This window comes from Pseudidiomarina marina (genome assembly GCF_003987045.1).
Classification (GTDB): Bacteria; Pseudomonadota; Gammaproteobacteria; order Enterobacterales; family Alteromonadaceae; genus Pseudidiomarina; species Pseudidiomarina marina.
In genome coordinates this window covers 552,708-566,209 of the sequence record NZ_PIPZ01000002.1, presented here as the reverse complement: position 1 = coordinate 566,209, position 13,502 = coordinate 552,708, and the positions used below count along the sequence as shown (strand labels likewise).

Genomic DNA, 13,502 nt, shown 5'->3' with positions numbered 1-13,502 from the left:
TGAACTCAAAATAGGAGATAAATCTATGCGTAAAACAATGACAGCTTTAACCCTAACTGCTCTTTTTGCTAGTGCATCTGTTGTCAGTGCAACAGCGGTTGCCCAACAGCAACAGCAACAGCAAGGTCAAGCACAAGCTCAACAAGAGCAAATGATGCAACAACAGCAAGACATCGAGTTAACTGATGGCATGTTAGAGAGTTTCGTTGTTGCGATGAACAACGTGCAAGAAATCAGTAACAAATATTCAGAGCGTTTCCAAAGCGCTGAAGATGCTGAAGAAGCACAAGAGATTCAGCGTAAAGCGCAAGAAGAAATGGTTGCTGCTGTGAACGATTCAGGTCTTTCACCGCAGGAATACAACGCGATTGTACAGCGTGTGCAGCAAGATGAAGAGTTACGTGCACGCTTACAAGAAATGACTGAATAAGTTATTTAATCAACACTTTGCAATAAAAAAGCCACCTTGCGGTGGCTTTTTTATTGGTCTTATTTTAATGCTTTAATTTTTTCAGTAGCGCCTCGGCAACAGCCTCAGAGCTAGCAGGGTTCTGGCCGGTAATGAGGTTACCATCGACAACCGCATAAGGTTTCCAGTCATCGACCTTTTCATACAAACCGCCAAGTTCTTTCAACTTATCTTCTAGTAAAAATGGCACAACATCAGTTAAGCCCACCGCAGCCTCTTCGCTGTTGGTGAAACCGCTCACTTTTCGGCCTTTCACAATCGGATGGCCAGCTGGCGTTTTCGCATTCACCAATACGGCAGGCGCATGGCAAACTGCAGCGACTGGCTTATCTTGCTCCCAAAACTGCTGAATGAGGCCGATTGATAATGGATCTTGGCTTAAATCCCACAATGGTCCATGACCACCCGGATAGAAAATAGCGTCGAATTTATCGGCTGTCACTTCGCTCAATTTGAGCGTGTTGGCAAGTTGCTCCATCGCCGCTTCATCTTCAAACAAACGTACCGTTGCGTTAGTTTGAGCATCACTTTGTTCACTGTTCGGATCAATGGGGGGTTGCCCGCCCTTCGGGCTGGCTAACACGACTTCAGCGCCAGCATCTTTAAAGGCATAGTAGGGCGCTGCAAATTCTTCCGCCCAAAAGCCTGTTTTATGGCCACTGTCACCGAGCTGCTCGTGTGAGGTAAGTACCATTAAAATTTTCATGAGCTTGCTCCTATTTTTTTGCTTCGTGTTAAGGTTACATGGATGCTAAAACATACTTTTTCAAGGTAGGAACAGATCACATGGCTATAGCGTGGAAGCCGGTTGAGCCGAGCTACAAAACTTATCTGCAAATTATTGTGTTAATCGATATGAGTATTTTGGCACTTATCGCCATAGGTATTTATGTTTTTGTGCCTTCTACCGAGTTGTTGCCGAACCCACTTTGGCTAGGAGTACCGTGGGCTGTACTGACACTATTTTTTGGTTTGTTCTGGTCATCGCGGCGCTTCCAATTCACCGCCTATGCCGATTCTAACGAAGCCATGTACTTGCGACGCGGTGCATTGTGGCGACTGACCCGAGCCGTGCCATTAAATCGCATTCAGCACGTAGAAGTTCGCCAAGGGTTCATTGAACGCATGCTGGGCCTAGCCCATTTAACCCTGTACACGGCAGGAAGTGGCGGCGCTGATTTGAGTATTCCTGGTTTAAAATTAAGCGATGCTGAGCAGATGAAAGCATCACTGGTGAATACCATTGCCGAAGAACCGATAGAAGATGCCAGCCATGACTGAGCTCGTGTGGCAGCGTACGCCTATTCTTACTATTGGCTTTTTTATCGCCAAAGAAGTACGCAATCTAGTGCGCAACATCACCAATTTTATCCCCGTACTGGCCGCAATATTCGTCAGTAATAGCGACTGGTTACCTTATGCAGTAATCGGCGGTTATCTGGTGTTCATTGTTGTCAGTGCTTTTTTAAATCATCACTTCTTTCTATATGCCCTTGCCGATGATGCAGTACACCTGCGTACCGGTGTATTTGGTAAAAAGAGCCTGACCTTAAAGTATGAACGTATTCAACAAGCTGAACTTGATCAGAGCTGGTATTTTCGGCCGTTTGATTTGGTGATATTGCGTGTTGATAGTGCCGGTTCAGCAGGAAAAGAAGTCGAAATTCCTGGGTTGCCTTTCAACTTGGCACAAGATCTTCGGCAACGCATGCTAGCACAAACGGCATCCGCTAAAGCAACGACTGAAAATACCGTTGCTGATCGCGAGCAAACCGAAGCGCCGGCAGAAACCGAACTCACATTTTCCATGAGCGAAATTGTTCGTGCCGGTATTATGGATAATAAGATTTTCGTGCTACTGGCCGTATTAATTTACCCGCTTTCGCAAACCGATATGTTGGAAGAACGCCTCGTACCTTGGCTTGAGGCCAACGTTTCATTTTTGGAAGAAAGCTTGTGGCTCAACATTGGACTGGCCGTTGCCGCGTTGGCAGTATTATTTATCCTCGCTGTCGGCGTGACGCTGATTCGTTACTACAATCTGCATTTCAGTATCTTAAACGAGCGTTATCAGGCTCGTTCAGGTTTATTTACCATTCGAACCGTGAGTTTTCGCTATCAAAAGTTACAACGCGTGCAACTACGCCAAAATTTCCGCGGACGCCTATTAAAACGTTTCAGTATTCGAGTGAGTCAGTTACAGCCCTCAGCACATGCACAACAGCAATCAGGAAGCGCATCCTTTGTGCTACCCGTGCTAACGCAACACTTAGTGACAGAATTATGTGGTTGGTTGAAGTTGCCGCGAAGCGGCGACTTAGATTGGCAGGGTATCAGTTTTATTGCCTTATTGAATCCATCGTTTTGGATTGCGCTGATTGCACCAACCGTATTACTCGTGACCTATGCGAACGACGTTCCGTTAATGAACGGTTTCTTCACTGCGGCGTTGCTGTGGCTGGCTATTCAAGGCTACGCCATCGCGCGCTGGCGCAACTATGGATTTACCATCAGTAACGGTTGGCTGGCAATTAAACGTGGTGTGTTTGGACGCAAAGAGAATTGGTATCCACTGCATAAAGCACAGCAAATTGACGTGTACCAATCGCCGTGGCTTCGCCTTCTCGGTTATGCGGATGTGTTCGTACATACCGCCGCCGGACCGGAAGTTATCAAGTATCAGCCAGTAAGTTCGGCACTAGCGATGCAACGTGAATGGGCCAGCATGATTGGTTCGAATCATCAACGCTGGATGTAATGACGTTTATTCAATAGTAACCGTGGAGCTCGCCATTAATCGTTGTTGCCACTCAATTATGGGCGCCGGCTTGCCAAACAAATAACCTTGGAATTTTTTACAACCGAGCACCTTCAAGTGCTCGAGTTGCTTCACGGTTTCGACGCCCTCGGCAATCACTGAGAAATTCAGGTTTTCTGCCAAGCCAATAATGGTTTTGGTAATCACTTCGTCATTTGCATCACTGAGCATATCGCGTACAAATGACTGATCGATTTTTAACTGATACAACGGTAATTTCTTCAAGTACGCTAACGACGCATAACCCGTTCCGAAGTCATCCAATGAAAAGCGAACACCAAGATCGCCGAGTTTGCACATCCGCTTCACTGTGGCATCAATATTGTCGATTAGCATTCCTTCCGTTATTTCAAGTTCTAGTAGCCCTTCTGGAAGATGCGCTTCACGTAAACAGTGTTCAACTTGAGCCACAAAACCGCCGTGACGGAATTGGTGCGGACTAATGTTTACGGCTAACGGAATATGCTTAAGTGCATCGATCTGTTGCCAATCACGTAACGTACGACAGGCCTGCTCAATCACCCAAGTTCCGATAGGAATAATTAAACCGCTTGCCTCGGCAATCGGAATAAACTCAGCAGGACAAATCGCACCTAAATCAGGATCTGTCCAGCGTAACAGCAATTCGCCCGCAATCACTTCACCGTGCTCGTTCACCTGTGGTTGTAAATAAACTTCCAACTCTTGATGCTGAACCGCGCGGCGCAGTGCAGATTCAATCAACATTCGCCGACTAATGGTTTCTTGCATGGTGGGGTTAAAGAAACGAATGGACCCGCCGCCCTGCGCTTTGGCTTCCGAAATTGCGAGATCTGCACTTTTCAATAACCCAGCAACATTGTCAGGGTTATCAGAAAACATGGTGATACCAATACTCGCCGTGGTTGAATGCTTAATATCACCAAGTTCGTATGGCTGTGCCAGAGAGTCAAGAACCTCCCGAGCCCAATTGCGCACCGCCATGACGGCCTGATCCGGATCTTGACTTATATCTTCTAAAATCACCAAAAAATCATCGGAACCTAAACGTGCTGCTGTATCCGTTTCATCAATACGCGCCCGTATACGCTGTGCAACTTCTTGGAGAAGCTTATCGCCTGCAACATGGCCAAAGGTTTCATTAATGATGGTGAAGTGAGTAAGATCAATCGCAACCAATGCGCCTTCGTAGCCTGTACGTTGTGCACTCGTCACTGCATGCTCGAGGTTTTGTAATAGCAATTTCCGGTTCGCGAGACCGGTGGTGCTGTCATAATACTCAAGCTGATTGAGTGATTCTTTAATATGAATATGTTCGGTGATATCGGTGGAAATACCGCATAAGGCATAAATTTTCCCTTGTGCATCCTGCAATGGTATTTTCACAGATAAAAAATGACGAATGTCACCGTTTTTGGTTACATTATCTTCCTCATCCGACACACGAAGCCCTTCTTCAATTACACGAAGGTCGTTTTCACGCAAATGCGCACAAGTTTCCGCATCAAAGAACATCGCATCGGTTTGGCCAATGATTTGTTTCGGTGTCGTTCCTAAATAATCACAAACTTTCTTATTTGCATATTGGTAGCGCAGTTCGCGATCTTTGATGAAGATATAAGCTTCAACCGAATCGAGAATGGTATTGAGCTTGAGCTCGCTATGTACTAGCTCTAACGTGCGTTGTTTTATCCGTTTACGCAAGAGCAACGAAACGCCAACAACCAGGAGCAAAGCACTGATAAGACCAATAACAAGAGCCCACGGAAACGGTTCAGCATCGCCAATATTCGCCCGCCATTTTTTCAACGTAACATACAATGGCGATTGCGGATCTTGTTGCCACGTCTGCAAGTAAACGTCAATCGTGTTGAGAATAGGCTGCATTTCGGGTTGTGATGCCACAACAAACAGACGGGCTGGCTGAAACATCACTGGCGTCGGCTCTAAGCCTAAATCACGTGCTTTAATATCGCCATATAGGTGATTCGCTGCTACCGCTTCGGCGCGATTAGTTAGAACAGCCTGAAAGCCCTCATCAAACGAAGAGACGGGAATTAAGGTGACATCAAGTCCGAAGTTTTGGGTGATATCCGACAAATAGCTTTCTTGAATGGAGTTCTCGAGCACAGCTATTCGCACCTTGTCTAAATCTAACAAGGTAGTGACTTTCAATGTGCGCTTGCCATAAAGCTGTGACCAAGAGTGCAAGAAAGGCGTTTCATGAAACAACAAGGTTTCGTCGCGCTCAGTATTCAAGGCAACATCAGGCATTAAATCGATATCGCCGCGTTGCAAGAACTGTAGACACTCATTCCAAGTACAGGGTACGGCTTCAATCCGCCAACCCTCTTGGCTCGCTATCTGCAGGATTAAATCACCAAAGATTCCGGAAACTTGCCCGTTGTTGAGCAATAGTTTTGGAGGGTTTTCATACACTCCAACACGCAATGTCAATGGTTGTGCAACCGCCGTCTGTGCAACTGCGAGGCTAGCAATAATCGCAAGACAAAATCCCCAAAAATTTCGCAAGCAATTAACCTTATTTTATGAATTAAGTTAAAGGTATAGCAGTGATTTTTAATTAAAACCAGCGCCGAACCTGTTTTCGATAGGCGATAAAATCATCGCCGAATTTTTCCTCAAGAATGCGCTCTTCTGGAATAATTTGAAACTGGTTTATGTATAAAATATAGATGATTAACCAAAATATTGCTGGCAAATTCGCTAGCCACACGCCCCAACCAGCAAGTGCCAATAGAAAACCCAAATACATTGGATTACGTGTAAATCGATAAATGCCATTGATCACCAAACTGCTAGCGGCATCTGGATTCATCGGGTTAGCGGTGGTTTTCGCTTGGCGAAACGCAATCACACCTGCTACGGCAATAAATGCGCCAGCTGTGACAAGAGCAAATGCAAGCGCTTTGGCATCGGTAAAATGCCACGGGTCCATCGGCAATAAACGAGACGTCAGTGCCATCAGCCCCGCAATCACAAGCACGATAATCACGGGTGGTATTTTTAATTCTAATGAGCGCATGTTAGCACTCCTTATTCGCTGTCAAATTTGATAAAATTCGCATTGTTATGTCGCACAATACCATTGCACTGAATCAACAACGTCAGCCACTAGACCACCTTGAGTCGGTCTGGTTATTTGGCTATGGCTCACTGATTTATAAAGCGGATTTCCCATACATACAACGCCGCCCTGCAAAAATTCATGGCTGGTTACGGCGCTTTTGGCAAGGTTCTCATGATCATCGTGGCACCCCTGAGGCACCGGGCCGCGTTGCGACATTAATTGAAACGCCAGACGCAGTATGCGCCGGTATGGCCTATGAAGTCACGCCCGATGTGTTCGCCCACCTTGATCATCGGGAAAAAAATGGTTACTTGCGCATTTTCACCGAGTTCGAGTGGTTGGACGGCTCAGGTTCGGTCAGCGGCTTAGTCTATGTAGCCGGCCCAGATAACGAAGCCTTTTTAGGCGAAGCACCGGAAACGGAAATTGCAGCGCATATTGCACGTTCAGAAGGGCCGAGAGGCCCAAATGACGAGTATTTACTCAAACTGGCTGATGCCTTGCGAGAATTAGGCGAACACGATGACCATGTATTCGCCATTGAGGCGGCGCTAAAAGAACAGGTTTAGGCTTGTTTCTTCGCCGGCTTTTCTGAAACGTAAATCGTGATCGTGCCTTCAATCACCATGGTCCCGTCGGCTCGAAAGCCTTGCACGGATACCGGTAAATCACCAACTTGCCAAGCGGCCGGATCGCTTTTCGCAACAATTCGAATGTCACTGTCGGCTTTCGCGGTATAGTTCACCTGCATACCTTTTGGAATCCAACGCAAATGCTTTGGAATAGTTGCCTCCGCTAATGCTCCCATCGCCATTTCTAAACCATTACACAGTGCTATGGCATGCACGGTACCAATATGATTCGCCACCGCCTTACGTTTTCTAAATGTCAGCACGCAGTGATTCGGCTCTAACACTTCAATGGTCGGCTTAATGGTTTTAAAGTAAGGTGCTTTTGCGGCAAACATGCGCGAAAACAATGCGCGCCCAAATGGGTACTTCAATGTTTTATGGTAAAGCTTCAACAAGTAATTATCAGTCATGATTTACGCCATTTTTAGATGTTCAATAGCAAGAATCCAAAGCCAATTCGGTTCTGACGATGATTATAGTCAAGTAATGTTTCACCGTAGCCAGAAAAGAACTGAATATAGAAGCGAAGCCCATCAGGCTTGCTTGAATTCACTGGATGGGTGAAATCAAGTTGCCATGACCCTTTGTCCCACGAAAGCTCTCGGGTCGTTCGCGTCAAACTATAAGTACTCAGTGAACTGCGCCATGAGAAACGATTTTCAAAGTTACCTCGGTAGCGCACCAAATCTGGATTATCATCGTCTTCGCCAGTTTCATTAATCCGTTGCTTCCAAGTGGTTTCCCAAATCACCGGTCCCCACTCAGCAGCACCGCCGAAATAAATATAGTTCCAGCTGCGCGAATCGGGTTCCCGTTGACCGTTTGATTCATGAGCTAAACCGGCTTTTGCAAAACGCACTCGAGCATCACCTGGCAGGAAATCCCAGTTATCCTGCCAAGGTAATATATAAAATACTTCAGGCCTGTAATTGGTACTGCGAAACGGTGAGGAATCTTCTGAGTTCCACGCTTGCCATAGTGATGTTTGCGAGTAGGCGACCCACAAGTCACCGTCTAATAATACATCTTCAAGCAACTTGGTACGCAGTGACAACTGCAGCTTCACCTCGTTCGGTTTGTGACTTTCTAATGGCGTTCCAGCACCGCGCGAAGGCGAGCTTGGTTGAGTGTTGATATCGGAACTGTGGTGAACTGGGAGAATGAAATTTGGTTGAAATGTACGAAGTTCAAATATACCGCGTTTCTGATCTTCACCAAGCTCCCAAAAGCGGCCAATCAGGTCAATTTTCTTGAACTCTTCGGCATTAATATCGAGTTCTTTTTCGGCTTCTGCCACATCTTGTCCGTAAGCCAAAGGCATCATCACAAGTAACGCCAGAATACTCCCTTTACGCATCCACATAATACTTCTCCACCAACTCAGAACCGCACAATAAAGACGGTGTGTAATAACCACCTTGAGGTTGATGGTTCAATATAAATTGCGCCACGTCTACGCCGCCGCGACTCGTCAGTTTATAACCGTTCATGACTTTTATACGTAATGTCTCGACATCACCTTTATCATTTCGCGCCTCACCCCATACATAGGTAATCGCTTGTTCAAGTTGCTTCTCGCTTGGCCCAGGTGGTTGCTGATCAATTTTCTTCGCAAGAAAATTTTTCATCCATTCAAAACGCAGCAACCAACGGAACCAATTCAAACGTTTTAGTTTTTTGACAAGCTTTGGTGAAGCCGGAATATAAACCTCAATGTTTGGAATACCGCTGGTGTAGTAGGCCGTCGAAACATCGCCCCAAGGAATCGTCATGGCGAACTTCTCACCATTGCCAAAATCAATATGGCGCGTGTGATAAGCCAATGGCACACTGATGATTTTGCCATCTTGGCGAACCGCACCGCCGTCACCTAAACGGCGAACACTGGTTTTTGCCGTGCCGCGGCTCATCCGCGATGCAGAATCGAAACCTAATGTCAGAGATGTCGCATCCGCTAGCTTTTGTTTGAGTTTTGCCGCCACGCAATCGGTAGGAATAACGTCAAAACCCACGCCCGGACATAACACCACACCTGCATCCACAGCACGTTGATGTTGCGCGTGCGCATACTCAAATACACTTAACTCGCCGGTGATATCGGTATAATGCGTTTTGGTGGCGAGGCAAGCTTCAATCATTGGTGCTGCGGTTATTTCAAATGGGCCCGCACAATGCACTACCACATCAATTTCTGCCAAGGCCTGTTGCAGTGCTTGAGTATCGGTTAAATCAACAACCACCGACGGCAACTCGAGCTCACCGGCAAGACGATGAATGGCCTCGCTTTTGCGTCCCGCAAGGACCGGGGTTAGCCCGAGTGATTTGGCATGTTTTGCCATCAATGTGCCGGTGTAACCATTGGCACCATAAATCATCCATTTCATATTATTTCTCTCGCATTTTTGAGACGGCGCTGTTGGCATTATGCATACGCGCGGCAGCAGCAACTTCTTTGCTGACAATGGTTTTACCTACTGGTGATAATGCGACGCCAGCCAGTTTTAAGTGCTGAATACCGAATGGAATGCCGATGATGGTGATAAATAGGGCGATCGCTGAAACGAGGTGCCCCAGCGCGAGCCACCAACCGAGGAAAATGAACCATAATACGTTACCCAAACAGCCAAGGCTGCCGGTACCCAGATCACCTCGTTGCGTTAACTCTTCGCGATCAATCGCTTCTTGTCCAAACGGAAAGAACGAGAACATGCCAATCACAAAACAAGAGCGTCCCCAAGGAATGCCAACAATGGTAATAAATGCAATTAAGCCTGCTAACCACCAGCCGAGCCCCATAATGGCGCCGCCTAAGATGAACCACAGAATATTTCCTAATGTACGCATAGTGTTTGTCCCTGTTCGCGCAAAATGTAGCAGATGCTTCCAGTGTAAATCGCAAAAGGTTTGTAAACCACCTCGAATTTTTGTCTTGCTTTACTATGTTTAGATGTAACTTCAAAACAGGAGGTTCATTATGAAAACTTTGCAGGCATTGATTTTGGCATCTTTGGCAGCGTTGGTATTGTCCGCTTGTTCGCAACAAGAGCAAGACGATACCCGTGAAAAAGCACAATCGTCATTAGAGCAAGCCACTGAAGCTACCCAACAGGCCGCGAGTGACGCAGCCGATTATACCCGCGAAACTGCTGAGCGCACTGGGGACTTTTTAAGTGACAGTGCCATTACGGCACGTGTAAAAACGGCGTTATTTGAAGCCGACCAAGTGAGTGCCGGCAACATAAACGTCGAAACCATCAACGGCCACGTGGTGCTCAGTGGGGTCGTCGCGACATCTGAAGAGGCGGAACTTGCCGCGCAACTGGCGCAGGGCGTGGAAGGTGTGAAATCAGTAGAAAATGATATTGAAGTGCAAGAGTAAACATAATCTTTGATACATAAAACGGCGCCTAATGGCGCCGTTTTGCTATGCCTTATGCCAAAGTCGAATAATCCAAACCCTGCTGGTATGCGTTACACTCAATGTAGAAAAATTTTGAATCAAGGAGCAGAGCATGTCGAATACTTATACACCGCCAAAAGTTTGGCAGTGGGATCAAGAAAGTGGCGGTAAGTTTGCCTCAATTAATCGCCCAATTGCTGGCGCAACGCATGATAAAGAGTTGCCTGTAGGTAAACATCCATTACAACTTTATTCGCTAGCCACACCCAATGGCGTGAAAGTGACGGTGATGTTAGAGGAACTACTCGAACTGGGTATCACCGACGCTGAATACGATGCGCATTTGATACAAATTCTTGAAGGGGACCAATTCGGCAGCGGTTTTGTTGCGGTCAATCCGAATTCAAAAATTCCTGCGTTGCTCGATGTGAGCACCCAGCCACCGACGCGCGTATTCGAATCGGGTTCTATTTTGCTGTATTTGGCTGAAAAATTTAATGCGTTCATACCCCACGATCCGGCTAAACGAACCGAAACATTAAATTGGTTATTTTGGCAAATGGGGAGTGCCCCGCTGTTGGGTGGTGGATTCGGTCATTTTTATGCTTACGCACCCGAAAAGTACGAGTATCCGATTAACCGCTACACCATGGAAGTTAAACGCCAACTGGATGTATTAGACCGCCAACTCGCCAACAATAAGTACATTGCCGGTGACGAATACACCATTGCTGATATGGCAATTTGGCCGTGGTACGGTGCGCTAGTGACCAATCAAGTCTATGACGCTGCCGAGTTCATTGAAGCTCATAAGTACAAAAATGTACTGCGTTGGGCGGAATTAATTGCCAAACGCCCAGCTGTGCAACGCGGTCGCATCGTTAATAAAACTTGGGGAGATTTAAATAAGCAGTTGCATGAACGTCATGATGCCAGTGATTTTAAATTAAAAACTCAGGATAAATTAGAGAAAAAATAATCAGAAAAGCCGCACAGCGATTGCCGTTGCGCGGCTATTTCAGGTAGCTAGGCTTTCTTAAAAGCCCTGACAATAAAGAGCAGAACCACTGCACCAATAGTTGCAACCACAATACTCCAGATAATACCGCCACCGCTGGAGACCCCTAAAAAGTTAAACAAAAAGCCACCTATCATTGCACCAATCACGCCGATAACCATATTGCCGATTAGGCCAAAACCGCCGCCTTTCACTAAAGTACCGGCTAGCCATCCAGCAATGATACCGACCAATAAGAACCATAAAATGCCCATGATGATCTCCTTTTTCTTGTTTTAACAGGTTCTTAGTAAGCGTAGCAGGTGTTAGAAATAAATAAACTTGCATACCTAACAGTTCTAGGTATAAGATTTATACCTAGCAGTTCTATGTATAAGCGGATAAGTTTTATGAACCTCTCAAAAGATCTGATGGCAGCCTCCTCTACACCAATCGTTTTAGGTGTTATTGCTGAAGGGGAGACTTATGGATACGAAATCGTCAAACGCGTTGAAGAGCTCTCGGGTGGTGCGCTGCAATGGACTGACGGCATGTTGTACCCGTTACTTCATCGGCTCGAAAAGCAAGGCTATTTAACCTCGCGCTGGCTTGTTGGTGACTCCAATAGAAAGCGCAAGTACTACGCTATCACCGACGAGGGCATGGCGACCTTGAACGAGCAACGCCAGCAATGGCAAGTAATTAACAAGGCGCTCAACCAAATTTGGCGCGATATGACACGGAGCGATGACCATGATGTCCAATTCGTCTAATCAACCCTTTGAACTCGAGCAAAACATTGCACAGTGGCGCGAATTTGTACTTCGGCGTGCCGCGATTCTTGAAGAAGATGCTGACGAACTCGAAAGCCATTTGCGCGACCAAATTGACGCGCTATTAGAGCGTGGATTGCACGTCGATGAAGCGTTTCTCGTCGCCACGAAACGAATCGGTAATCTCGAAGCTGTCTCCAAAGAGTATGCCGAAGTACATGCAGGGCGTCTGTGGCGCAATATTGTTTGGGGCGGCGATAAACAGTCATGGAACACCGACTTTTATCTGGCGTTACTGCTGGCATGCTGCGCGGCCGTGCTATTTCACCTGCCCAAACTGTTTGGATTCACGCCCGAAACCCACGAATGGGTGTTTGCGCGTAACTTTATGTTGTTTTGCTTGCCTATGCTCGGCGCTTACTACGTGGTGAAGCATCAACTTGGGCAACGGGGTTGGTACTGGTTAATCGTTGCTTCTCTAGGAATTGCCACGGTGATTAACCTGATGCCCTGGCAAGATCCATCAGCCACGCAGTCGTTAAGTCTGCTCCACCTGCCTCTATTCCTCTGGTTTTTAGTTGGTATTCTCTACACCGGCAACTGGTGGCAAACCGATGGGCGACGCATGGACTTTGTTCGCTACTCGGGTGAATACGCGATTTATTTTGTATTACTGGCACTTGGTGGCGCGGTTCTAACTGCATTAACCATTGGTATGTTCTCGTTTATCGGCATGAACATTGAGTGGTTCGCACAGCAATGGTTGATTCCCTCAGGTGTTATGGGCGCCGTGATTATTGTTGGCTGGTTGGTCGAAGCAAAACAAGGGGCTGTCGAGAATATGGCACCAGTATTGGCACGTATTTTCACGCCACTATTCACGTTGTTGCTACTGACATTCTTGGTGATTATGCTGGTGAGTGGACGTACGTTTGACGTCGAACGTGAACTGCTTATTGGCCTTGATGCCTTGCTGATTGTTGTGCTGGGCTTGGTTTTATATGCCGTGTCGTCGCGCGAATCTGGTAAAGCACCGAGTCTTTTCGACCGCCTGCAATGGCTATTGATTGTCTCGGCGTTATTGGTTGATTTGTTGGCATTAGCTGCCATAGCCAGCCGCATCGCCGACATGGGATTTACTGCCAACCGTACCGCAGCACTCGGCGAAAACCTCATATTATTGGTTAGTTTAAGCGGTTACGCATGGTTGTATTGGCAGTTTATTCGCGGCCAATGGTCATTTGCTTTACTTGAACAATGGCAAACTCGGTTGATTCCGGTGTACGCGATCTGGGCCGCAATTGTCGTATTTATTTTCCCACTAATATTTGGGTTTTGAAGGC

16 protein-coding genes are annotated in these 13,502 nt (G+C 46.7%); 8 read left to right on the top strand and 8 right to left on the bottom strand.

The window, feature by feature from the left end:
- The first annotated feature begins 25 nt into the window (after positions 1-25).
- Positions 26-430, top strand: coding sequence for a DUF4168 domain-containing protein (locus tag CWI76_RS08440; RefSeq protein ID WP_126759885.1), 405 nt, complete (start codon positions 26-28; stop codon positions 428-430).
- 64 nt (positions 431-494) lie between these two features.
- On the opposite strand, the gene CWI76_RS08435 is transcribed toward CWI76_RS08440, so the two are convergent.
- A complete protein-coding gene (locus tag CWI76_RS08435; RefSeq protein WP_126759884.1) occupies positions 495-1,175 on the bottom strand; it encodes a type 1 glutamine amidotransferase domain-containing protein in 681 nt (226 codons plus the stop codon).
- A gap of 80 nt (positions 1,176-1,255) precedes the next feature.
- On the opposite strand from CWI76_RS08435, the gene CWI76_RS08430 reads away from it, so the two are divergent.
- Together CWI76_RS08430 and CWI76_RS08425 are read left to right on the top strand one after the other, a co-directional pair.
- Positions 1,256-1,750, top strand: a complete 495-nt coding sequence (locus CWI76_RS08430) for a PH domain-containing protein (protein WP_157980820.1) — start codon at positions 1,256-1,258, stop codon at positions 1,748-1,750.
- Entirely contained in the window at positions 1,743-3,227 is a 1,485-nt protein-coding gene (locus tag CWI76_RS08425) for a PH domain-containing protein (protein WP_198678590.1), read from the top strand. The genes CWI76_RS08430 and CWI76_RS08425 overlap by 8 nt, the downstream gene beginning before the upstream one ends.
- A 6-nt stretch (positions 3,228-3,233) precedes the next feature.
- Here the strand turns inward: CWI76_RS08425 and CWI76_RS08420 are convergent, their stop codons facing one another.
- Together CWI76_RS08420 and CWI76_RS08415 are read right to left on the bottom strand one after the other, a co-directional pair.
- A complete protein-coding gene (locus CWI76_RS08420; RefSeq protein ID WP_126759881.1) occupies positions 3,234-5,798 on the bottom strand; it encodes an EAL domain-containing protein in 2,565 nt (854 codons plus the stop codon).
- A 52-nt stretch (positions 5,799-5,850) separates the two neighbouring features.
- Positions 5,851-6,312 (bottom strand): methyltransferase family protein, encoded by a 462-nt coding sequence (locus CWI76_RS08415; protein ID WP_126759880.1) that lies wholly within the window; start codon positions 6,310-6,312, stop codon positions 5,851-5,853.
- Between the two features lie 47 nt (positions 6,313-6,359).
- Between CWI76_RS08415 and CWI76_RS08410 the strand changes: the two genes are divergently transcribed.
- Entirely contained in the window at positions 6,360-6,926 is a 567-nt protein-coding gene (locus tag CWI76_RS08410) for a gamma-glutamylcyclotransferase (protein ID WP_126759879.1), read from the top strand.
- Here CWI76_RS08410 and CWI76_RS08405 read toward each other — a convergent pair.
- The 4 genes from CWI76_RS08405 to CWI76_RS08390 are packed head-to-tail and all read right to left on the bottom strand — an operon-like array spanning position 6,923 to position 9,833.
- Positions 6,923-7,399 (bottom strand): hotdog fold domain-containing protein, encoded by a 477-nt coding sequence (locus tag CWI76_RS08405; protein WP_198678589.1) that lies wholly within the window; start codon positions 7,397-7,399, stop codon positions 6,923-6,925. The genes CWI76_RS08410 and CWI76_RS08405 overlap by 4 nt on opposite strands.
- Before the next feature lie 14 nt (positions 7,400-7,413).
- Positions 7,414-8,352, bottom strand: coding sequence for a phospholipase A (locus tag CWI76_RS08400; RefSeq protein WP_126759877.1), 939 nt, complete (start codon positions 8,350-8,352; stop codon positions 7,414-7,416).
- The gene (locus CWI76_RS08395; RefSeq protein WP_126759876.1) at positions 8,339-9,373 is read right to left on the bottom strand and encodes a saccharopine dehydrogenase family protein; all 1,035 of its coding nucleotides are present in this window, start codon (positions 9,371-9,373) and stop codon (positions 8,339-8,341) included. Before CWI76_RS08395 ends, CWI76_RS08400 begins: the two co-directional genes overlap by 14 nt.
- Before the next feature lies 1 nt (position 9,374).
- Positions 9,375-9,833 carry a YccF domain-containing protein gene (locus CWI76_RS08390; RefSeq protein ID WP_126759875.1) on the bottom strand — a complete coding sequence of 153 codons (459 nt, stop codon included), beginning with the start codon at positions 9,831-9,833 and terminating at the stop codon, positions 9,375-9,377.
- Positions 9,834-9,963: 130 nt separating this feature from the next.
- Here CWI76_RS08390 and CWI76_RS08385 point away from each other — a divergent pair, with 130 nt between their 5' ends.
- On the top strand, positions 9,964-10,368 hold the full coding sequence (locus CWI76_RS08385; RefSeq protein WP_126759874.1) for a BON domain-containing protein: 405 nt from the start codon (positions 9,964-9,966) through the stop codon (positions 10,366-10,368).
- A gap of 133 nt (positions 10,369-10,501) precedes the next feature.
- The gene (gene yghU, locus CWI76_RS08380) at positions 10,502-11,368 is read left to right on the top strand and encodes a glutathione-dependent disulfide-bond oxidoreductase (RefSeq protein WP_126759873.1); all 867 of its coding nucleotides are present in this window, start codon (positions 10,502-10,504) and stop codon (positions 11,366-11,368) included.
- 47 nt (positions 11,369-11,415) lie between these two features.
- Here the strand turns inward: yghU and CWI76_RS08375 are convergent, their stop codons facing one another.
- Complete coding sequence (locus CWI76_RS08375) at positions 11,416-11,661, bottom strand: GlsB/YeaQ/YmgE family stress response membrane protein (RefSeq protein ID WP_092858169.1); 246 nt, start codon at positions 11,659-11,661, stop codon at positions 11,416-11,418.
- Positions 11,662-11,796: 135 nt separating this feature from the next.
- Here CWI76_RS08375 and CWI76_RS08370 point away from each other — a divergent pair, with 135 nt between their 5' ends.
- Both CWI76_RS08370 and CWI76_RS08365 read left to right on the top strand, forming a co-directional pair.
- Entirely contained in the window at positions 11,797-12,159 is a 363-nt protein-coding gene (locus tag CWI76_RS08370; protein WP_126759872.1) for a PadR family transcriptional regulator, read from the top strand.
- Positions 12,140-13,498: a permease prefix domain 1-containing protein gene (locus CWI76_RS08365; RefSeq protein WP_198678588.1), complete on the top strand. Its 1,359-nt coding sequence runs from the start codon at positions 12,140-12,142 to the stop codon at positions 13,496-13,498. The genes CWI76_RS08370 and CWI76_RS08365 overlap by 20 nt, the downstream gene beginning before the upstream one ends.
- Positions 13,499-13,502: the final 4 nt, after the last annotated feature.